Annotated in this window: 20 protein-coding genes; 10 read left to right on the top strand and 10 right to left on the bottom strand. The window is 64.2% G+C overall.

The annotated features are described in order from the left end of the window. Positions 1 to 129: 129 nt before the first annotated feature. From K6G35_RS25455 to K6G35_RS25435, 5 genes are read right to left on the bottom strand one after another with little or no spacing between them, the layout of a single operon-like run. On the bottom strand, positions 130 to 1,620 hold the full coding sequence (locus K6G35_RS25455; RefSeq protein ID WP_008651201.1) for an efflux transporter outer membrane subunit: 1,491 nt from the start codon (positions 1,618 to 1,620) through the stop codon (positions 130 to 132). Continuing rightward, the gene (locus K6G35_RS25450; RefSeq protein WP_024569413.1) at positions 1,617 to 2,603 is read right to left on the bottom strand and encodes an efflux RND transporter periplasmic adaptor subunit; all 987 of its coding nucleotides are present in this window, start codon (positions 2,601 to 2,603) and stop codon (positions 1,617 to 1,619) included. The genes K6G35_RS25455 and K6G35_RS25450 overlap by 4 nt, the downstream gene beginning before the upstream one ends. Continuing rightward, the gene (locus K6G35_RS25445) at positions 2,600 to 2,809 is read right to left on the bottom strand and encodes a DUF1656 domain-containing protein (protein ID WP_008651199.1); all 210 of its coding nucleotides are present in this window, start codon (positions 2,807 to 2,809) and stop codon (positions 2,600 to 2,602) included. Before K6G35_RS25445 ends, K6G35_RS25450 begins: the two co-directional genes overlap by 4 nt. Next, positions 2,809 to 4,788: an FUSC family protein gene (locus tag K6G35_RS25440; RefSeq protein ID WP_035883694.1), complete on the bottom strand. Its 1,980-nt coding sequence runs from the start codon at positions 4,786 to 4,788 to the stop codon at positions 2,809 to 2,811. Before K6G35_RS25440 ends, K6G35_RS25445 begins: the two co-directional genes overlap by 1 nt. 5 nt (positions 4,789 to 4,793) lie before the next feature. Then, the gene (locus K6G35_RS25435) at positions 4,794 to 5,252 is read right to left on the bottom strand and encodes a MarR family winged helix-turn-helix transcriptional regulator (RefSeq protein ID WP_008651197.1); all 459 of its coding nucleotides are present in this window, start codon (positions 5,250 to 5,252) and stop codon (positions 4,794 to 4,796) included. A 271-nt stretch (positions 5,253 to 5,523) separates the two neighbouring features. Between K6G35_RS25435 and K6G35_RS25430 the strand changes: the two genes are divergently transcribed. Further along, on the top strand, positions 5,524 to 5,955 hold the full coding sequence (locus tag K6G35_RS25430) for a type II secretion system protein G (RefSeq protein WP_495676531.1): 432 nt from the start codon (positions 5,524 to 5,526) through the stop codon (positions 5,953 to 5,955). Positions 5,956 to 6,451: 496 nt separating this feature from the next. After that, positions 6,452 to 7,075: a hypothetical protein gene (locus tag K6G35_RS25425; protein ID WP_008651187.1), complete on the top strand. Its 624-nt coding sequence runs from the start codon at positions 6,452 to 6,454 to the stop codon at positions 7,073 to 7,075. 17 nt (positions 7,076 to 7,092) lie between these two features. Here K6G35_RS25425 and K6G35_RS25420 read toward each other — a convergent pair whose 3' ends face one another. After that, positions 7,093 to 8,088, bottom strand: a complete 996-nt coding sequence (locus tag K6G35_RS25420) for an NAD-dependent epimerase/dehydratase family protein (protein ID WP_495676530.1) — start codon at positions 8,086 to 8,088, stop codon at positions 7,093 to 7,095. Further along, positions 8,085 to 9,287, bottom strand: a complete 1,203-nt coding sequence (gene kbl / locus K6G35_RS25415; RefSeq protein WP_008651185.1) for a glycine C-acetyltransferase — start codon at positions 9,285 to 9,287, stop codon at positions 8,085 to 8,087. The genes K6G35_RS25420 and kbl overlap by 4 nt, the downstream gene beginning before the upstream one ends. Before the next feature lie 99 nt (positions 9,288 to 9,386). Here kbl and K6G35_RS25410 point away from each other — a divergent pair, with 99 nt between their 5' ends. Further along, positions 9,387 to 9,992 carry a helix-turn-helix domain-containing protein gene (locus K6G35_RS25410; protein WP_029306362.1) on the top strand — a complete coding sequence of 202 codons (606 nt, stop codon included), beginning with the start codon at positions 9,387 to 9,389 and terminating at the stop codon, positions 9,990 to 9,992. A 336-nt stretch (positions 9,993 to 10,328) separates the two neighbouring features. Further along, entirely contained in the window at positions 10,329 to 10,562 is a 234-nt protein-coding gene (locus K6G35_RS25405; RefSeq protein ID WP_035883698.1) for a hypothetical protein, read from the top strand. Positions 10,563 to 10,597: 35 nt separating this feature from the next. Here the strand turns inward: K6G35_RS25405 and K6G35_RS25400 are convergent, their stop codons facing one another. Beyond that, complete coding sequence (locus K6G35_RS25400; RefSeq protein ID WP_186425157.1) at positions 10,598 to 11,965, bottom strand: cytochrome-c peroxidase; 1,368 nt, start codon at positions 11,963 to 11,965, stop codon at positions 10,598 to 10,600. 240 nt (positions 11,966 to 12,205) lie between these two features. Here K6G35_RS25400 and acpA point away from each other — a divergent pair, with 240 nt between their 5' ends. From acpA to K6G35_RS25380, 4 genes are all read left to right on the top strand, one after another. Beyond that, positions 12,206 to 14,347 carry an acid phosphatase gene (gene acpA / locus K6G35_RS25395; RefSeq protein ID WP_008651181.1) on the top strand — a complete coding sequence of 714 codons (2,142 nt, stop codon included), beginning with the start codon at positions 12,206 to 12,208 and terminating at the stop codon, positions 14,345 to 14,347. Between the two features lie 158 nt (positions 14,348 to 14,505). After that, positions 14,506 to 15,966: an MFS transporter gene (locus tag K6G35_RS25390; protein ID WP_411431800.1), complete on the top strand. Its 1,461-nt coding sequence runs from the start codon at positions 14,506 to 14,508 to the stop codon at positions 15,964 to 15,966. 121 nt (positions 15,967 to 16,087) lie between these two features. After that, positions 16,088 to 16,279, top strand: coding sequence for a hypothetical protein (locus K6G35_RS25385; RefSeq protein WP_008651177.1), 192 nt, complete (start codon positions 16,088 to 16,090; stop codon positions 16,277 to 16,279). Next, entirely contained in the window at positions 16,276 to 16,677 is a 402-nt protein-coding gene (locus K6G35_RS25380) for a type II toxin-antitoxin system VapC family toxin (protein WP_035883700.1), read from the top strand. The genes K6G35_RS25385 and K6G35_RS25380 overlap by 4 nt, the downstream gene beginning before the upstream one ends. Positions 16,678 to 16,884: 207 nt before the next feature. Here the strand turns inward: K6G35_RS25380 and K6G35_RS25375 are convergent, their stop codons facing one another. After that, on the bottom strand, positions 16,885 to 17,604 hold the full coding sequence (locus K6G35_RS25375; RefSeq protein WP_008651175.1) for an SDR family NAD(P)-dependent oxidoreductase: 720 nt from the start codon (positions 17,602 to 17,604) through the stop codon (positions 16,885 to 16,887). A gap of 179 nt (positions 17,605 to 17,783) precedes the next feature. Here K6G35_RS25375 and K6G35_RS25370 point away from each other — a divergent pair, with 179 nt between their 5' ends. Continuing rightward, complete coding sequence (locus K6G35_RS25370) at positions 17,784 to 18,650, top strand: EamA family transporter (RefSeq protein ID WP_008651174.1); 867 nt, start codon at positions 17,784 to 17,786, stop codon at positions 18,648 to 18,650. Here K6G35_RS25370 and K6G35_RS25365 read toward each other — a convergent pair. After that, positions 18,647 to 19,252, bottom strand: a complete 606-nt coding sequence (locus K6G35_RS25365) for a GNAT family N-acetyltransferase (RefSeq protein ID WP_495676529.1) — start codon at positions 19,250 to 19,252, stop codon at positions 18,647 to 18,649. The genes K6G35_RS25370 and K6G35_RS25365 overlap by 4 nt on opposite strands. An 88-nt stretch (positions 19,253 to 19,340) precedes the next feature. Here K6G35_RS25365 and K6G35_RS25360 point away from each other — a divergent pair, with 88 nt between their 5' ends. Further along, entirely contained in the window at positions 19,341 to 19,817 is a 477-nt protein-coding gene (locus K6G35_RS25360) for a winged helix-turn-helix transcriptional regulator (protein WP_495676528.1), read from the top strand. Positions 19,818 to 20,049: the final 232 nt, after the last annotated feature.

Raw genomic sequence — 20,049 nt, 5'->3', positions numbered from 1 at the left:
TGGCTTGGCGCCTGGCCGCAGCCAGAGCAAATCGTGCGGCGAAGCCGCGCAACGACGCCGGAATCAGTTCGATAGTGCAGCCAAGGCGTGGCCGAGGCCGAAGCTTACCTTATTGTTCCTCGGCGCTCCTCAGTGCTCCTCGGTGTGTTCCGTGGCCTGTCCGGGCTCCTTGCCCACCGGATGGCTGGCAATGGCCGGCGCATTCTGCCATCCACCACCAAGCGCCAGGAACAGGTTGATCTGATCCATCGCAACCTGCGCATCGGATGCGGCCAGCGCGGCATCGGTATTGGCCAGCGTGCGGTCGGCATCCAGGCTCTGCAGATACGGCGATCGGCCTGCCTGCCACAGCAGCCGGTTCTGGCGAGCTGCCTCATTGGCCTTGTCGCGCGCCGAGCGCAGCGACGCGTTCCGGTCCAGTTCGTGTGTATAGGCCGACAGCGCCGTCTGCGTCTCGCGCAGCGCCTTCAGCACCACACCGTCGAAATGAGCCAGCGCCCCTTCGGCCCCGTACTCCATGTTGTGGATGCGCGCGCGCGTGCCGCTGGTCGGGATCGTCCACGAAATCGCGGGGCCCCAGCCCCAGTGCGCGGTCGGCGCCTGACCAAGGTGGTCGAGAATACCGGTGAAACCGGCCGATGCACCGATGCGAATCTGCGGGAACAGGTCCGCGGTAGCCACGCCGATCTTGGCCGTTGCCGATGCCAGCTCGCGCTCGGCCTGGCGAACGTCCGGTCGGCGCTTGAGCAACGCCATGCCATCGCCAACGGGCAGCGCCTGCTTCAACGCCGGTACGTGCTCGCACGCCACGCTGCTGACATCGAGCGCAGTCGGCGGCTTGCCCAGCATTACCGCCAGGCGGTATGCCGCGCCTTCCTGCTCCGCACGATACTTCGGCAGTGCCGAACGCAGGGTGTCGGCTTGCGCCTCGGCGCGCAGCAGATCGGTCGGCTGACCTCGGCCAGCATCGACCAGTTTCTGCGCCAGCTTCACGCCGCGTTCCTGCAGGTCGAGCTGATGCGCGGCCACATGTAGTTCGTGCGTGGCTGTGCAGCCTTGCACATACGCACGCACGGTCTCCGCCACTACGCCCACGCGGGCTTGGTCCAGCGCCGCATGGCTGGCCTGCGCCGATGCCAAGGCGGCTTCGTCGGCACGCTTGAGCTTGCCCCAGAAGTCAATCAGGTACGAAACATTGAGACCAATGTCGCCAAAGTTCATCACCGGAATCTTCTCTTCGTGCAGCAGCGGTTCGCCAGCGATCTGGCCGCGCTCCGCACTGGCCCGGAACTTCGTTTCCGGCAGATTCTCGGCTTCCACCTCGTGATACACGGCGATCGAGCGCTTCAGATTGGCGGCGGCTACGCGCAGGTCGGTGTTGGCCACCAGTGCCTGCTGCACCAGCTCGTCGATACGGGGATCGTCGTACAGACGCCACCAGTCGTTCGGGACGTCGCCGATCGACACCGCATCGCTGTCGGTGCCGGCAAACGGTCCATTGGCGGCCGATGACTTCACGACCGCATCGTCGGGCACCTTGTGATCAGGGCCGACGGTCATGCAAGCGGCCAGCGCAAGCGGCAACATCGCCGCCAGCGAGGCACGGGCAAAGCGTTTCACTGCACTGCTCCGGTTGAGGGCGCGCGCTTGCCGGCCAGCGCAACCTTGTCCTGCGAGGCACTACGGCCGGCCGCCGGCGCGGTCGGCTTGTCTTCCGTTTCCCCGATGTTCTTCTCGTCATCGGCCTTCACCGATACGGTGGCCGTGCGTCCTGCCACCAGGCGCACATCCTCGGGCATCTGGTCGAACTGGATGCGCACCGGCACGCGTTGCGCCAGACGCACCCAGTTGAACGTCGGGTTCACGTTCGGCAGCAGGTTCGAGCCATTGGTGCGATCACGGTCTTCGATACCGGCTGCGATGCTCTGCACATGGCCGTGCAGCACGCGCTTCTCGCCCATGACGCGGATATCGACGGGGCTGCCGATATGGATACCCTTCAGCTTGGTTTCCTCGAAGTAGCCTTCCACGTGGAACGAGTTCGAATCGACCATCGACAGCACCGGCTTGCCGGTCACGACGTAATCCCCGAGACGCGGCAGGCGGTCGTTGACGTAGCCTTCCACCGGGCTCACCACGTGGGTGCGCTCCAGATTCAGCTTCGCCACGCCGATCGCGGCCTCGGCCTGTGCCAGCTGGGCCTCGCCCTGCTGCACCTTGGCCAGCCCCTCTTCGACGATTTCCTTCGAGACCACCTCGGAAAGCGTCTGGCTGCGCTTCGCCTCGCGGCGTGCCTGGGCCAGATTGGCGCGCACCGCCGCCGCCGTGGCTTCCGCCTGACGCAGCGCCAGCGCATAGCGTTCGTGGTCGATCTCGAACAGGACGTCGCCGGCCTTCACATGCTGGTTGTCCTTGACCGCGATCCGCGTGACCAGCCCGGAGACATCAGGCGCCACCTGCACCACCTCGGCGCGGATGTGGCCGTCGCGCGTCCACGGCGCCACGGTGTAGTAGTCCCACAGGTGTTTGACGACGACCGCGCCAACGGCGGTGACGGCCAGCGTCAGCACGACTGGCCCGAGCGAGGAAAGTCTCAGTTTCATGATTGCAGCGAGGGCACCAACGCAACCACCCCACCGAGGACGATCGCATACAGCGCCAGATTGAAGAGGGAACGGTGCCATACGAGCTTGTAAAAGCCGACACGCGTCAGCACCGCCCGCGCGGCGCTCGTAATGACGAAGGCGGCAAGCATCCACACCAGCAAGCTGGGGATGTACACGCCATAGATACTGATTTCACCGGGCATCATGCATTTCCGGAAACGGTTGCCGGCACCAGGACCGGCGGATACAGGGCAACCTGAAGGTCCACGAGAGCCGCCAGCGCGATACGCGAACGCACCTTCTGCTGAGCCTTGCCCAGCCGCGTCAGCAATGCCGGCGGCGGCGCATCGATGGCACCTTTCAAACGTGACTGGTAATAGCCGGACACGCTGCGCAGCACGCGATTCACGGCATGTTGCTCATCAGCTTCCAGCCCGGCCATCTCGCGTTGCAGCGCCAGCGTGCAGAGTTCCACACGCACTTCGCTGAAGCCGTCGGCAGACACTTCGCTTTCGCTGGCAGCCAGCCGGGGCACGAGTTGCGCCAGACGATCGAGCATCCGCGCGCGCAGCGTCGAATGAGACTCCGGACGCGTGCTCACCGCGTTCTCGGCGATGTCGCTCCAGCCGGAGCGCACCAGCCGGCGTGTTGCGGCTCGCGTGCCGAAAGGCCGCACCGCGAGCGTCCAGACCAGGGCGAACGCAATCCCGGCGATACCTGCCAGGTTGCTGTTGAAGAAACTCTGGAAGTTCGCGCTGTAGGCGCCCGAGATACCGATGTCGTTTGCCGTGACCACGGCCAGCGGCATCCCGATCATCGCCAGGCGCGGCTGCGCCACCAGCAGGCCGATGATCAGGTACGGCACCGCGAACATCAGCACCAGCATCTCGAAATCGTGCGCAACCGGCAGAACCGCGAACAGCATCACCATCGAGATCAGCAAGCAGACCACGTTCCAGTTGAAGAACGACTGGATCATCGGCGCGGGCTCGTCGAGCGCGGCGAAGAAACAGCACGAGATTGCACCAAGCGCCACAGCACCGGCGCCATCGGCCCAGCCTGTCTGAATCCAGATCATGCCCATCGCGAAGATGGCCAGCGCCACCGTCACGGTCGAGAACAGCAGCATGCCGTGGTCGTAGTGGCGGGCGCGGCCGACATCCCAGCGCAGGAATTCCGGCAGCCATTCGCCTTCGATGTGCTTTTCACCAAGGCGCCGACACAGCGAGACGCAGTCGTGCCACAAGGCCGCCATCTGTTGCAGACGGTCTTCGGCCGCTGCGACCAAGGCGGCGTCCCAGCCCGCCTGAACGGGCGTGGACGTCAGTTCGGGACGCTCCCCTTCCGCGGCGCCAGCCTGAATCCAGGCCTTCACCGCCCGCATCTGCGCGGCCAGGGGTTCCGGCACGCCGCCGGCGGACTGCAACGATTCGACGACGGTCGCCAGCGACGACATCACGGGCAGCAGCATCGTCATGCGGCCACGCAGTTCACGGGCGGCACGCACGCGCTGGGCACTTTCGGCGTCGTAGCTCAGTTGGCTGATGAGTTGGTCCAGCGCCAGGATATCGGCGGCCAGACGATGGCGACTATGGTGGCGCGACACCTGCTTGCCGGGGCTTGCCGACAACATGTCGCTCGCCCACAGCGTGGCATCGGCCATCCATTGGCGAGACTTGTCGCGCAGCACATTGGCTACGCTAGCCGGAAACACGACCGCGCCAACCACGCTGGCGCACAGGATGCCCAGGCAGATTTCCTCGGACCGCGCGACGGCAAGATCGAAGATACCAGCAGGATTGTCGACCGAAGGCAGCGCGACGAGCGGCAGCGTATAGGCCGCCAACATGAAGACATAGCTGCGCGGCGTGCGATGCAGCAGCGCCACGTACAAGAGACAGGCGGTCCAGATCGCCACAGCGCCCATCAGCAGAGGCGGCGCGTTGACCAGTGGCGGGACCATCAGAATGCCAGCGGCGGCGCCCAACAGCGTGCCCAGCACGCGATACAGCGCCTTGGAACGCGTGGCGCCGGTCAGCGGATGCGCCACGATATAGACGGAGCCCATCGCCCAGTAGGGGCGCGGCAGGCCGAGATACATCGCAATCCACAATGCCAGCATCGCTGCGACGAAGGCCTTGATGGAAAAGACCCAATCTCTCGCGGACGGCCAACTACCCATGTTGCTCAGGACTCCTGCTTGCCCGATGTAGATGCGGCCGCGCGCGCCAGAGCGTCGAACACACGCAACGTGGCCGCCATGTCCGATTCGCTGATATCGGCGAACACCTCGGTCCGCAATTGTTTCAGCGCCACCTCGATCAACTCCGCCATGCGCTCGCCCTCTTCCGTCAGGGATAGCACATTGGCCCGGCGATCACTCGAATCCACCTCGCGACGCACCAGCCCAGCGGCGCTGAGCTGGTCGACCAGACGCACCAGCGTCGCGCCTTCCACGCCCACGTAGTCGGCCAGGGTCACCTGGCGCACACCACCGCCCAGGCGGCGAATGAACAGCAGCGGCGCGGCGGCCGCGGCGGAAATCCCGTGCGCGGTCACTGCGGCCTGGCTGATCTGCCGCCACTGGCGCCCGGCCAGCATCAACTGGCCGGTGAAGGCGAAAAGAAGGGCATCGATCTTTGGCATGGGCAGAATGATAGATGTGAATCTATTAGGATGCAAATGATTTCTTTGCGAACTAGTTCATGTGCTTTATGAGGAATCCCATGCCGCGCGGAAATGTAGAGATGGGACGCAATCGTCGCCCCGGCACCGCTGCAATCGCCTCAGGAATATCTGAAAACACCCATCGGCAGCAACCTTACGGGCACTTCCGCAGATCGGCGATATCCGCCTCAACTTCATGGAAATACAGTCCCTCAATCAGGCCCGCATGGCCTGCCCACGAGGACCGACGATGACAATCACCATGGCGACCGCCCGGCGCCGAGCAGGGGTCACGCTGGCGACGCTGCTCGCGGCGCTGCTCGGGATTGGGCTGATAGCGCTGATGGCGCTGATGACACCCCACCACACCGCAGAGGCAGAGCCCTCCCAGGAAGTGGCGCTGCGTTACAACCTGCAGGCAATGAGAGAGGCGATCGCCCGATTCCACATAGACCATGGCCACTATCCGCAGTCCCTCGACATCCTCGTGCAACGCGCCTATTTGCACAGGATTCCGCGGGACCCAATCACCCATACTGCGGACAACTGGGAAATCGTACCGCCACCAATCGACCCACAATCACCATCGATGCTGGAAGACCGCGCGATTGCGGGCGTGTTCGATGTCCGCAGCGGAGCGCTCGGCGTAACGCATGAAGGCACACCGTATCGCGAGCTTTAGGCTCTTCAAACTCCGCGAGGACCCGTCCCATCCAGAGATCGCAAGCAGCACCGGGCAACCGGGCTGGACTTTCCCCGGGCAATATGGCATAAGACCCATTGCCCCATAACGCCTGACGCCGGCTGACTACCAGTCGAGCGCCCCCGATTAGAAAGCCAATGCCCCGCTTCCAGCGCCTCGCCGCAGTTTCCCGCCGTGCTCCGCATGGCAGGACTGCGTGCGCCCGCGGAATGCAGGCTGGCATTGCCGCCACACACCTGACCGCCCCGGTCCCGCGCGCCGTGCTTTTCCTGGCCGTGCGGGCAACTCGGGACACCGGCATCCGGACCTGAGCTTTCCCGCACGGCACTTTGCATTTGGACGCCATCCCTGGCGCTGCAATTCATTGTGCATCCTGGAGAAAGCCATGACCCCCATCTACCAAAAGACCATCTGCGCCATCGTGGCCGTCGCCGCGCTCTACGTCCTGATCAATAGCTGACGGAAGAGGCGCCTCATGACACTCACGCTTGCAATGCCCTCCTGGGGGCAGGTACTGGCACGCATACTCGAGCTGCGCATCGACGTCAGTCTGTCGCCCGGCGAAGTGGAGCGCGAACTCGACACGCTGCACGACCGCATCCGCCAGCCCGGTGACAAGCTGCACGATATGCCTGTGGTGCCAACCGCTCTGCCGGGCTTGCGCCTGCGTTATCGCGAAGCCGATGGCGAGTATTACGTGTATGTCGAAGACACGCGATATGGACGCATCGCCGGCTATACGGTGTTCAATCGTCTGATCGAGGTCAGCCGACGCACGGACCGAGTGGTACGCGCGCCCCACACGAAGCTCGGTCCGGCCTATCAGCGCTGCGGCCTGGCCACGTCCATCTACGGCTGGGCGCTGGACGGCGGTCTTTGCCTGATCAGCGGCGCGCGGCAGTCTGCCGGCGCCAATGCCTTGTGGGGGACGCTGGCTAGGCGTCACACCCGCGGCTACGTGGATCTACGCGACAAGTCGATGACCTATCTCGGCGAGTCCGTCAGCGAGACCGTGCAAGCCGATCTGCACACTCGCATGATCCTGCTGGGTCAGGGCTGGACACTCTCATCGTTCGCCGACGCCACCGGTATGCATTGATCCCTGCGACGGCGGCTTCAGACCGCCGTCGCTACCGGGGCCGGCTCGACGGCGAGGCTCTTGCGCAGATTGTCGAGCATATCGTCGACCATCTCCTGCAGGCCGAACCGTGGCTGCCAGCCCCAGTCCGCACGCGCCGCGCTGTCGTCGATCGAATCAGGCCAGCCCTGTGCAATCGCCTGACGGTAGTCTGGCGCGTAGCGGACTTCAAATTCAGGCACGCGTAGCCGGATCGCCGCCGCAATCTCGGCCGGTGTGAAACTCACGGCGTCCAGGTTGTAGCTGCCACGTTCGCGCACCTGTTCGCGCGGGGCCTCCATCAGTTCCAGCGTGGCCCGGATGGCATCAGGCATGTACATCATCGGTAGCCGCTCGTCTTCCTCCAGGAAGCAGGTGTAGGGCTCGCCGCGCACCGCATGGTGGAAGATGTCGACGGCATAGTCGGTCGTGCCGCCGCCCGGCGGGGTCTTGTGCGAGATCAGCCCGGGATAGCGCACGCTGCGAACGTCGACGCCATGGTTCTCGAAGTACCAGCGACACCAGCCCTCGCCGGCCTGTTTCGAGATGCCGTACACGGTGGTCGGCTCCATGACCGTCTTTTGCGGCGTGTCGATGCTCGGCGTGGTGGGCCCAAACGCGGCAATCGAACTGGGCCAGAACACCCGCTCGATGCCATGGTGCCGCGCGGCTTCCAGCACGTTCAGCAGGCCTGTCATGTTCAGGTTCCAGGCCCATTGGGGCGCTTTCTCCCCCGTCGCCGACAGCGCGGCCGCCAGCAGATAGATCTGCGTGATGCCGTGCCGCTCGATCACGGTCGTCAGCTCACCGCGATCCGTCACGTTGAGCATCTCGTGCGCGATATGGACGTGGCGGCCCGTCGGTACCACGTCCGACGTCACCACCTGCTCACGCCCATGGCGTTCCGCCAGTGCCAGAGCCAGCTCCGATCCGAGTTGCCCGTTTGCGCCGATGATCAGGATTTTCGGCACGGCTGTTGCGGTGGCTGCTGTCATGGAATCAGCCCCAATTCACGGCCCGCCTGGCCGAAGGCATCGAGAGCGGACTGCAGCGTCACCGCATCGTGCACGGCGCTCATTTGCACGCGGATACGCGCCTGCCCCTTCGGGACCACGGGATAGAAGAAACCAACGACGTACACACCGAGTTCCAGCAGTCTGTCAGCCAGCTTCTGCGCCTTTTCGGCGTCATAGACCATAATCGGCACGATCGGATGGTCGCCGGGCTTGATGTCGAAGCCAAGCTTCGCGATGCCCTCGCGGAAGAACCGCGTGTTCTGCTCCAGCCGGTCCCGCAGCTCGGTACTGCCTTCCAGGATATCGAGCACGGCAATGCTGCCGCCAACAATGGCCGGCGCCACGGTGTTCGAAAAAAGATAAGGTCGGGAACGCTGGCGCAAGAGCTCGACGACTTCCTTGCGCCCGGAAGTAAAGCCGCCCGACGCGCCACCGAGCGCCTTGCCCAGCGTGCCCGTGATGATGTCGATCTTGCCGAACACCCCACGCGCCTCATGCGTGCCTCGCCCGCGTGCGCCCATGAAGCCCGTGGCGTGGCATTCGTCAATGCCGAGCAGCGCGCCATGCTCGTCGCAAATCTTCCGGATCTCGTCCAGCCGCGCAACGGTGCCGTCCATCGAGAACACGCCATCGCTAAAGACAAGCTTGAAGCGTGCGCCATCCGCATCGGCCTGCCGCAATTGGGCGCGCAGGTCGTCCAGATCGTTGTGCCGATAGCGAAGGCGCCGTGCCTTGGACAGGCGGATGCCGTCGATGATCGACGCGTGGTTCAGTTCATCGCTGATCACGGCGTCTTCGGGGCCGAGGATGGTCTCGAACAGCCCGCCGTTCGCATCGAAGGCCGAGCCGTAGAGGATGGTGTCCTCGGTGCCCAGGAACCGGGCCAGACGCCCTTCCAGCTCCTTGTGCAGATCCTGCGTGCCGCAGATAAAGCGTACAGACGACAGTCCGTAGCCATGCGTGCGCAGCGCCTCGTGCGCGGCTTCGATAACCTTGGGGTGCGACGACAGCCCAAGGTAGTTGTTGGCGCACAGGTTGATCACCTCGCGACCGTCCGCTGTGCGGATCCTGGCGCCCTGCGGCGTGGCGATGACGCGCTCGCGCTTGTACAGGCCCGCGGCGCGGATCGAATCCAGCTCCGCGCGGATGGATGCATAAAAGGCCTCGGCACTCGACATGGCCAGACTCCCGGTGGTAGTGTCTCGGAACGCTCAATTCGATAAATCGAACGTGTTCTATATAACGAACATGTCGTGCACTATAACGAACAGATGACGATGTCGCAACCCTCCCCCGCCAAAACGCCGATGACGGCCGAGGGGCCGCCAGCCGTAGGCAGCGCGCTGCAGGCGCTTCGGCAGAGCCAGCAACTGTCCCTGGACGAGCTGTCGCGCCGCGCCGGTGTCTCCAAGTCTATGCTTTCGCAGATCGAACGAAACCTGGCGAACCCGACCGTGGCGGTGCTGTGGCGGCTGGCCAACGCACTCGGCGTCAGCCTGACGGACTTCCTGGCACAAGGGACTGCTGCGCCACAGGCGCCCGCCATCACCGTGGTGCCACCCCATGCCACACCGGCGCTCAAGAGCCCCGATACCCGCTGCGAACTGCGCATCCTCGGTCCGATCGACATGGCGGGGCGCTTCGAATGGTATGAACTGTCGATCCAGCCGGGCGGCGTGCTGGCGTCGGAGCCACATGAAGCAGGCACGCAGGAGCATCTGTCGGTGCTGACCGGGTCGATGACCGTCCGGTCAGGTGGCGACGAGAAGAAGCTGAAGCACGGCGATACCGCACGCTACGGCGCGGATGTGGCGCATGCCATCGGCAATCCGGGTAAAAGCGTGGCAACGGCCTTGCTGGTCGTGGTTCATCCGGGGACCTGATCCGGACATCGCGCCCGCCGCGTATGTCCCTGCGCCGGCTGAGGTTTTTTGATCGGCCGTATGATCATCCGCATGCGACGGATACGCGCCTGATGGGCACTCAACAAGCGCGTATCACATGAGTACCCGCTGAAACGTTTTGACATGTATCTGTCGTGTATCGGCCGGAACCCGTAGCGGGCGGCCCCGTCCAACCCCTTGACTGTCGACCAGCCATCACGATGCGATGCAGCGTGAACGGTTCGTGAAGACGGATCAAAATCCCGCCGAGGGCGTGCACTGCAGATGCGTCCCCGAGTCCCCAGCAACCGCTCCCCTCTCGCCAAGGAGATGACTGTGCTGAGTCCACATGAGTTGGCCACGCTGATGCTGATCGGCAATGGCCCCCACACCCGCGACGACACCGCCGCGACCCACGCACGGGAAATCGATCCCGTGGATCTTGACGCCCTGATCGCCCAACGGCTCGTCGTGCTGGAGTCCATCCAGGACGATAGCGGGCAGATGGCCTGCCCGCAAATCACCGCGCACGGCATGTCGATGCTCAAAGCCGTAGGACGCCTGAATTAACGCTTCAACCACAGCCCCGGGTACCTGGGCCGGCATCATCGCACCGACGCTGCTGCCGGCACCTTGTATCCATCCGTCAACGTGTTCAGAAACGCGATCACGTCGCGCATTTCCCCTTCGGTCATCAAGGGCTTGTCGCCAGGCTTGCCGCCGAACGGGGCTTCCATGTTGACGTTGGCCTGATACGCCTCGGGCAGGTCATCGAACTTCCACACCTTGCCGTCCTTGCCGCGCGGATACCACTTCTGCGGCTTCACATCGCGTTCGGCGTAGAAGTGCAGCACTTCGTCCAGAGAGTGGAAGACGCCATTGTGAAAAAACGCATGACGCAGTGCAACGTTCCGCAGTGACGGCGTCCGGAACAGGCCGCAGTAGTCGGCACGATCCTTGAGATCGGTGCGATCCGGGCCGCAGAGCCCCAAATCGTGGAATTCTGGATCGGCGTTGCCTGCAAGCTTGCGATTGCGTGGCGCACCCACGGCGATGAATCCGAAATCCGAGAAAGCCGGGAATGCGCCCTCGCGAATATCGCCCGGATGGCACGCGGCGCAGTTGCCCTTGTTCGGATCGTTGAAGACGCGCAGGCCGCGTGCCTCCTGGGGAGTCAGCTTTGCCTGCCCGCGCAGCACGGCGTCGTACTTGCTGGTATAGGGATAGAACTCCGACGGCGTCTCCTGGAATACCTCCAGGGCCATCAGCACTGCATTGAACGCGGTATCGTCGTCATCCAGCACATCCTGCCCCAGCACCTTGCGGAAGGTTTCCCCATGGGGCCCCTTCCGGATCTTCTCGACCACCACGCGCGGCTCGCCATTGGCCATCTCGTGCGGCGACAGCAACGGGATGCGCGCCTGCTCGTGTGCGGAATTCGCGCGACCATCCCAGTTGTGCCCACCGGTCGGACCCTGATCCTCGGCGTCGTTGCCGTCGTTCTCGTGATAGTGGTCGGTATAGGCCGGCACGTTCTGCACGTACCGCAGCGACGGCGCGGCACGCACGCCCGTGCGGCTCATATCGACGCCGCCGAGCTGCACGGACAGATCATTCGGCGGCCCGTAGGCGTGATCGGGGCTATGGCAACTCGCGCACGACTGCTTGCCTGACGCCGAGAGCGCCGGATCGAAGAAGAGCGTCTTGCCGAGGGCCGTCAGGGCCGGAATGTTGGGCCGACGCTCGGCCATCATCGCGTAGAACGGCTTCGGACTAGCGGGCTTCGGCGCGCGAGCCGCGCTGACAACTGCCACCGGTTGCGCTGCGGCGGCCGGCGTGCCCGCGGCCGCCTCCTGCTTGCCACAGCCCGAGGCCAGGCTGACCAGAAGCGCGATCAACAGACCGCCGGCGGCGCGCAGCCACGTGATCGGCGAGGGAAACGCGGCATTCCAAAGCAGCGGCGGCAGGGTCATGACGGAACGATGACGGCAAGGATGAGGATTGAATGGCGCAGCGAGGCTACGCCAAATCCGTGACACACACATGTCAGGTCATCGAAATGACATCGCGCCACACCACTCACGTCGGCCGCCACCGTCCGTTTCCGCCTCATCATCAACTTGACACATGCCGCATACACACTCGCGGCGCACCCAGTAGTACCCCTCTGCTTTCCAAGCATTGAATACCCACACATAAGAAAGAGGAAAACCATGAGCCGTCTCACTCGTCTGTGGCCATTGGCCGCAATCGCCGCCGCATCGCTGACCGCCTGCGGTGGCAGCGATTCCGGCAACGCCGACAGCACCGCCAACACCCCCGCCGCCACCACCTCCGGCGTTGTGACTGGCAGCTACTTCGAGCACGCGAAAGTCTGTATCGACGCCAACGCCAATGCCCAGTGCGATAGCGGCGAAGCATCGACCTATACCGATGCCAAGGGCGCTTTCACGCTGACGGGCCAGGGCGCCGTGGTGGCCGAGATCGGCACGGATGCCTTCCGCAACGACGACACAGGCGCCCACAACGCCGTGACGCGCAAGCTCGTGTTCCGCGCCCCGGCCGGCGCCAATGCCGTGGTGAGCGCGATCTCGACCGAACTGGCCGCGCTGATGGACAGCAACGGCGGCAAGCTCGACGACGCACGCAATCAACTGGCCACCCGCCTGGGCGTCGCCGCCGACAAGCTGCTGGAAGACCACAACAAGGAAACCGACAGCAACATCAAGGCCACTCTGCAGGCCGAGATCGAGCAGGCGATCGACCTGATCGCCACGGCCGTGGCATCGGGCGGCGACATCGGCGCCGCGATCCGTGATGGCGTGACCAAGCGCATCGCGCTGCAGAACATCAAGAACGTCGTGGTGATCTACGCCGAGAACCGCGGCTTCGACAACCTCTACGGCCTGTTCCCGGGCGCCAACGGCATCCCGGGCGTGAACCCGACGGCCGTGGGTTCCGTGGAACCGCAGAAGGACTTTGACGGCTCGGCGCTGGCCTCGCTGCCCCCGACCTGGGGCGGCTTCACCGCCAGCGGCCAGACCGTCACGCTCCCGCAGGCCAGCACCGTGGGCTGGGCCAACAAGCCGTTCCGCATCGACGACCCGGCCGGCGTGAACGGCACGGGCGTGGTGGTAGGCCAGAACGTGATCACACGTGACCTGGTGCACCGCTTCTATAACAACCAGATGCAGATCAACGGCGGCAAGAACGACAAGTTCACGGCGTTCTCCGACGCCGGCGGCCTGGTCATGGGCTACTACGACGGCAGCGCCATGTCGATGTGGAAGCTCGCCCAGCAGTACACGCTGGCCGACAACTTCTTCATGGGCGCGTTCGGCGGCTCGTTCCTGAACCACCAGTACCTGGTCTGCGCCTGCGCACCGGTCTACCCGAACGCCGAAACGTCGGTCGCATCGGGTTCGATCTCGGTCGTCGACACGGACGCCAATGGCAACTTCAAGAGCCTGTCGCTCAAGCCGACGAGCCCCGCCAGCATCCAGACCGGCACCGCCCAGTACGTGAACGACAGCACGCTGACCGCCAAGGACGGCACCGGCGTCTACTACGCGGTCAACACGATGCAGCCGCCGTACCAGCCGAGCGGCAACGCACCTGCGTCGACGGACTCGACCAAGCTGCTGGCCGACCCGACCAAGGCCACCACGCTGCCTGCCCAGACCCAGGACACGATCGCCTCGCTGCTGGACCGCCGCGGCATCAGCTGGGCCTGGTACTCGGGCGCATGGAGCGCAGTGACCGCCAACAGCGCGCTGATCTACAACAACACCACGCCGAACTTTCAGCCGCACCACCAGCCGTTCAACTACTACTCAGCCTTCAGCCCGGTCGATCACGCCGACTACCGCACCGCTCACCTGAAGGACTTCGACTCGTCGTTCCTGGCTGATGCGGCAGCGGGCAAGCTGCCGGCCGTCTCGTTCTACAAGCCGCAAGGCAACCTGAACCAGCACGCCGGCTATGCCAACGTGACCGACGGCGATGCCCACATCGCCAACGTAATCGCCCAGCTCCAGAAGAGCCCGCAGTGGAACAACATGCTGATCGTGGTGACGTACGACGAGAACGGTGGCTTCTATGACCACGCACCGGTGCCGAAGGCCGACCGCTGGGGCCCGGGTACCCGTATCCCTGCCATCGTGATCTCGCCGTTCGCCAAGCGCGGCTTCGTCGATCACACGCAGTACGACACCGCTTCGGTGCTGCGCTTCATCACGCACCGCTTCGCGCTGCCGACGCTGCCTGGCCTGAAGCTGCGCGACGACTCGCTGATCGCCAACGGCAAGCCGGCGATGGGCGACCTGAGCAACGCGCTGACCTTCCCGGCGCAGTAAGCAGGGCCCGAAGGCATTGCCTTCGCGCTGACAAGGGGGCGGCTCCGCGAGGGGCCGCCCCCTTGTCTATTGGATGGTCGAAAGTCCGGTCGCGCCCCTTTTTCCGATCGCAGGAACCTGCCCGGCAGGAAGAGGATCCGCACGCAAGGCACTATAGTGTGCAAGACACCCCCGGAAAGGAGCCCTCCATCCCCGGCCGGCAATCCGACATTCCCGCACGCCTCGATCGCCTGCCATGGTCCGCCTGGCACTGGCGCGTCGCGATCGCCTTGGGCATCGCCTGGGTGCTGGACGGCCTGGAAGTCACGCTGGTCGGCTCGGTCGGCGCGGTGCTCGAGAGGCCGGACACACTTGCGCTCACTGCCACGCAGGTCGGCTGGTCCGGTTCGCTTTACGTGCTCGGCGCCGTGGTCGGCGCGCTTGCCTTCGGCCGCATGGCTGACAGGCTCGGCCGCAAGAAGCTGTTCCTGGCCACGCTGTTCGTCTACATGGCGGCGACGCTGGCAACCGCGTTCTCCCCCAACTTCGCGTTCTTCGCGGCCTGCCGCTTCCTGACCGGGCTTGGCATCGGCGGCGAGTACGCAGCCATTAATTCGGCGATCGACGAACTGATTCCTGCCCGCGTGCGCGGCAGGGTCAATCTGGCGATCAACGGCAGCTTCTGGCTGGGTGCGGCACTCGGTGCCGGCCTGAGTCTGCTTCTGCTGGATCCACGGGTGCTGGGCCCCGTATGGGGCTGGCGCGCATGCTTCGCGCTGGGCGCGCTGCTGGCAGTGGCGATCGTGTTGATCCGGCGCCATGTACCGGAAAGCCCGCGCTGGCTGGCCACGCACGGCCGCCATGCCGAAGCCGAGCAGGTGATCGCAGGTATCGAGGCAGCGATCACCCGACGGCACGGTCCGCTGCCCCCGGTCCATGACGCGGCGCTGGTCTACTACGGGGGCAAACCCGTGCCTCCCCTGCGCGACGTCGTGCGGTTGCTGGTCCGTCGCTACCGGACACGCAGCGCCGTCACCTTCGCCCTGATGGTGGCGCAGGCCTTCTTCTACAACGCGATCTTCTTTACCTACGCCCTGGTGCTGACACGCTTCCTGGGCGTGCCGGAGGAACGCGTCGCGCTCTATATTTTCCCGTTCGCGATCGGCAACGCCCTGGGGCCGCTGTTGCTCGGCCCGCTGTTCGACCGCATCGGCCGACGCAAGATGATTGCGCTGACCTATGTGCTCTCCGGCATCGGGCTGGCCGCCACAGGATGGGCATTCATGTCCGGCTGGCTAGACGCCAGATCGCAAGCGCTGTGCTGGTCCGCCGTGTTCTTCCTGGCCTCGGCCGCGGCCAGTTCGGCATACCTGACCGCCAGCGAAGTGTTCCCGCTCGAAATGCGGGCGCTGGCGATCTCCGTGTTCTACGCGGTGGGCACGGGCGTCGGCGGGTTCATCGCGCCCGTGCTGTTCGGAGCGTTGATCGAAACGGGTAGCCGGGGCGCCGTGGCGGTGGGCTACGCCATCGGCGCAACCCTGGTCATCGTGGCGGGGGCGATGGCCCTGAAGTACGGGGTGGATGCCGAGCGAAAGCCGCTGGAGGAAGTCGCGCCGCCATTGGGGACCGATGACGAGTGAGCGCGGCGGCAGAGCATGGCGTGGGCGGGCATTTTGAGAACCGTCCCATATCGCGCAGGTTTCGCAGGCTCCAGACTGGAGACGCCATGCAATTGGGCATGGGGATTACTGGAGCTACGCAATGAGATATTCCGGCCAGAACATACTTGAAACTGAAACCCCAGGACCGGTCATTGAGCGCGACGAAAGCTTGCTCGACAACGTCAAGGACATCTTTGACATGGCCGGTTGGTTTATCAATCCCACCAATGTTCCACTGACCATTGAGCGTATGAACGAGATCATCGCGGAAGCCGGAACATCTGCTCGATGATCGGACTCGACACGAATGTGCTGGTTCGATTCTTCGCTCAGGAAACTAGTGCTGAAGGACAGCTGGCACATGCGCTACTCCGTCAACTGACGCCAGAACACCCGGGCTTTGTTTCGCTGGTTGCGATTACGGAACTCGCCTGGGTACTGGCTCGCTCTTACCACGCCACGCGCCGGGAGATCCAGCGCGTGGTCGAATCCCTCCTCGGTTGGCCAGCTCTGCTGATAGAGGCACATGACATCGTGCAACGCGCGGCGCACCGGTTCGCGAAGGCTTCGTGCGATTTTGCCGACTGCCTGATTGAACGTGCGGGCAACGAATTCGGCTGCAGCGTCACTCTGACCTTTGACAAGGTGGCCGCCCGAGATCAAGGGTTCGTGTTGCTATCAGCAAGATAAAGGGAAGTCCGAACTGCTCTATCCTGATCGATCATTGAGAGCGATGCCTTTGGCTAAGAAGCAGTTTCAGAATGAAGCGAGGCGGTTATGGCTAGGCGGGGGCAGCAGACAGCACAAGTAGTAAGGCAAGGCCCCGCAGCGACGCCAGAATCTTTTTGAAACGGCTTCTAACTGCCCTATTCCCAGTGAAATCGTCCGAGACCCAGATCAACTCAACCCATCCAGCACCATATGCTGCCCATGAACCGCTTCTGCCGCGTCAGAGGCCAGGAACGCCACTGCCCGTGCCGCGGCGCCGGTCGATACCCAACGCGTATGGTCCGCCGAAGGCATGGCCTGACGATTGGCCGGGGTATCGAGGATACTCGGGGCCACGCTGTTGACGTTGATGCCTGCCCCCCTTACCTCATGCGACAGGCTTTCCACGAGCCGTTGCAGCGCGCTCTTCGATGCCGCATAGGCCGCCATCGTCGCCACCCCGGCCATGGCACCACGCGCCGACACCGCAACGACCTTGCCGTGCCTCTGGAACAGCATGGCCGGAATGAAGTGACTGGTGACCGCAACGAAGGACCACGCATTCAGGTCCATCATCCGCATCCACGATTCCCGGCTCATGGCGTGAGTGGCCTCGCCCATTTCAAAGCCGCCGGCCACGTGCACCAGGACGTCCACCGTGCCGAAGGCGTCGAGGATTGCCGCCGCAACCGGTGCCATGGCGGTGTCCGACGTGACATCGGCCGCGTGAAGCAGCGTGCCGCCATGATCGGGCTCAGGATGAGCGAATACGCTTTGCAGGTGCTGCAGGTCCCGGTCGATCAGCGCCAATCTGGCGCCCTCGGCGGCAAAGCGGCTGGCCACTGCACGGCCTAGCGCGCCGGCGGCCCCGGTGATGACGACATGACGACGGGCAGCGGTTGAGTCCATGAAAGGCTCCAAGGTAAGGGTTCTTCAACGATAGCCCTCCGCCGGCCGTCTCGCAAAAATGCTGCGCCGCAGAGAAAACTGTACAGCGCATCCAACCGTCATCTGTGTATGGCACCCGACGTAGCGCTCAGGCATGATGCCGCACCGCCCCAATTGGGGACTGATTCCCCGGACAAGAATTGCCTCTCTCGCGCATAAAACAAAGCGACAGCCTGCTGGCCGTGCTGGCCCTGATCGGCTCCATGGCGTCGCTCTGCATCGGCACATCATTTGCCAAAAGCCTGTTTGCGTCGATCGGCGCACAGGGCACCACCGCGCTGCGGGTGAGCTTTGCGGCGGTGATCCTGATCTGCGTCTGGCGTCCCTGGCGTTTTCCGCTCTCCGGCAAGAATGCCCGCGCCATCGCCCTTTATGGCGCCGCGCTGGGCGGGACCAACCTGCTGTTCTACATGTCGCTGCGGACGATTCCGCTCGGGTTGGCGATCGCCATCGAATTCACCGGTCCATTGGCGGTTGCCGTGCTTTCGTCACGCCGCGCGATCGACTTTCTGTGGATAGGCTGCGCGGTCACCGGACTGATCCTGCTGCTGCCGCTTGGCGAAGCCGCCGCGCACCTCGATCCCGTAGGCATTGGCTTCGCGCTCGCCGCAGGGGTAGGCTGGGCGCTGTACATCGTGTTCGGACAGATGGCAGGCAACGCCCATGGCGGCCAGGCGACGTCCCTGGGAATGACCATGGCGGCATTGGTGGCCCTGCCATTCGGACTCGGCCACGCCGGCTTGGAGATGTTCAGTCCGGCTCTTCTGCTTTCCGGCCTGGCGGTCGGCATTCTTTCCAGCGCGATCCCGTATTCGCTGGAAATGGTAGCCCTCAAGCGGCTCCCCCGGCGCACATTCGGCATCTTGTTGAGTCTGGAGCCAGCCATGGGCGCTCTGGCGGGCCTGGCATTCCTGAACGAACAACTGACGCCGATTCAGTGGGTAGCGATTGCCGCAATCATCGTCGCGTCGATTGGTTGTACGGCTACGTCGAGAAGCAAACGTTAATGGGCGGCGAACCAGTCGCGCGGCATCCGGTGATCGCGCGCTGACGCCCTCGCCTCTGCAAGGGTCAGGCTGACCTCATGCAGAAAGCTGTCCTCGGGGTTGCGGCGCGCCGAGAATCCGCAGTCCCGCATGATCGCCAACATCCGGCGGTTCTCGCTGAGAACGTCACCCCGCATTCCACGCAGTTGCCCCGATCTCGCCAGCTGCTGGAGCCGCTGTATCAACCGGCGACCCAGACCCTGGCCCTGCCACGCATCGGCAACCACAACGGCCAGTTCGGCAACATCCTCCTCGTTCACCACATATTCGGCATTGGCGACGATGGTTTCGGCGCCATCCGCTTCGCGATACGTCACCACGAGTGCCACGTCCTCGGCTTTCCGATGGCTCACGAAGCCTTGAACGATCTCGTCGGTCACGCGCCCACCAGTCAGGAAGCGGAAGTAGCGGCTTTCGCGTGACAAGCTGTCGACAAACATCCGCAGCCCGGCCTGATCCGCCCCGCGCGCGGGCCGAAGCGTCAACCGAGCGCCGCTGCGGCCGGTCCAGTTTTCTTCACTGATCGGTGTCGCCACCTGATTGGCGTCTTCGACACGGCCCATGGTCCGCTCCTGACTACGTTTTGTATAGTCAGGACTATAGTCGAAACCCTAACTTTTGCAAATGAAGTTAGGGTGCTATTCTCAAAGCATGACCACGCCACCGCCCGTCGACCTCACGAACTGCTCGATAGCCGCCACGCTCTCGTTGATTGGCGAGAAGTGGACGATTCTTATCTTGCGCGATGTGTTCTCCGGGGTACGCCGCTTCGATGACTTCCTCGAGCGCCTGCAATGCTCGCCGGCCGTACTGTCGGCGCGGCTCAAGACGTTGACCGAGGCGGGATTGCTGCGCAAGGTCAGCTACAAGGAGCCTGGCGAGCGGGAACGCTTTGCCTACCATCCGACGCGGGCCGCGGTCGATCTGCTTCCCGTCCTGGTCGGACTGATGCAATGGGGAGACGCCCATATGGCCGCCGACGGTGGCGGCCCGGCCGAAGTCCGCTCCAAGCTCTCCGGACTCAAGGTGCGTGCCGCGTTGATCGACGAGGCTGGGGAGACTGTCTCACCTTCGGACATGCAACTGCTGGCCGTCCCCCCCACCACCCCCACCGACGCGGCCGTCTGAGCCAACGCACCGCTTGCACACATTGCACCGCACCATTCCCGTGCGAACGCCCAATACTGGCGCTGCACCATGTCGCGTCAATGTGCGCGCTCTTCCACCCGATGATCGGGCCACGCCCCGATAAACCTCCAAAGCGGCATTCGCGCACGCTGGCACGACGCTTGCGTTACTAAGCGCGGGCCGGTCAACGGCGATCCGCCCACCCCACACAGCCGCGGCTCCCTTTGAGAGC

The organism is Cupriavidus sp. HY129 (assembly GCF_059492215.1).
Note: the sequence above shows the minus strand (reverse complement) of the source record. Positions and strands in the feature narration are given on the sequence as shown.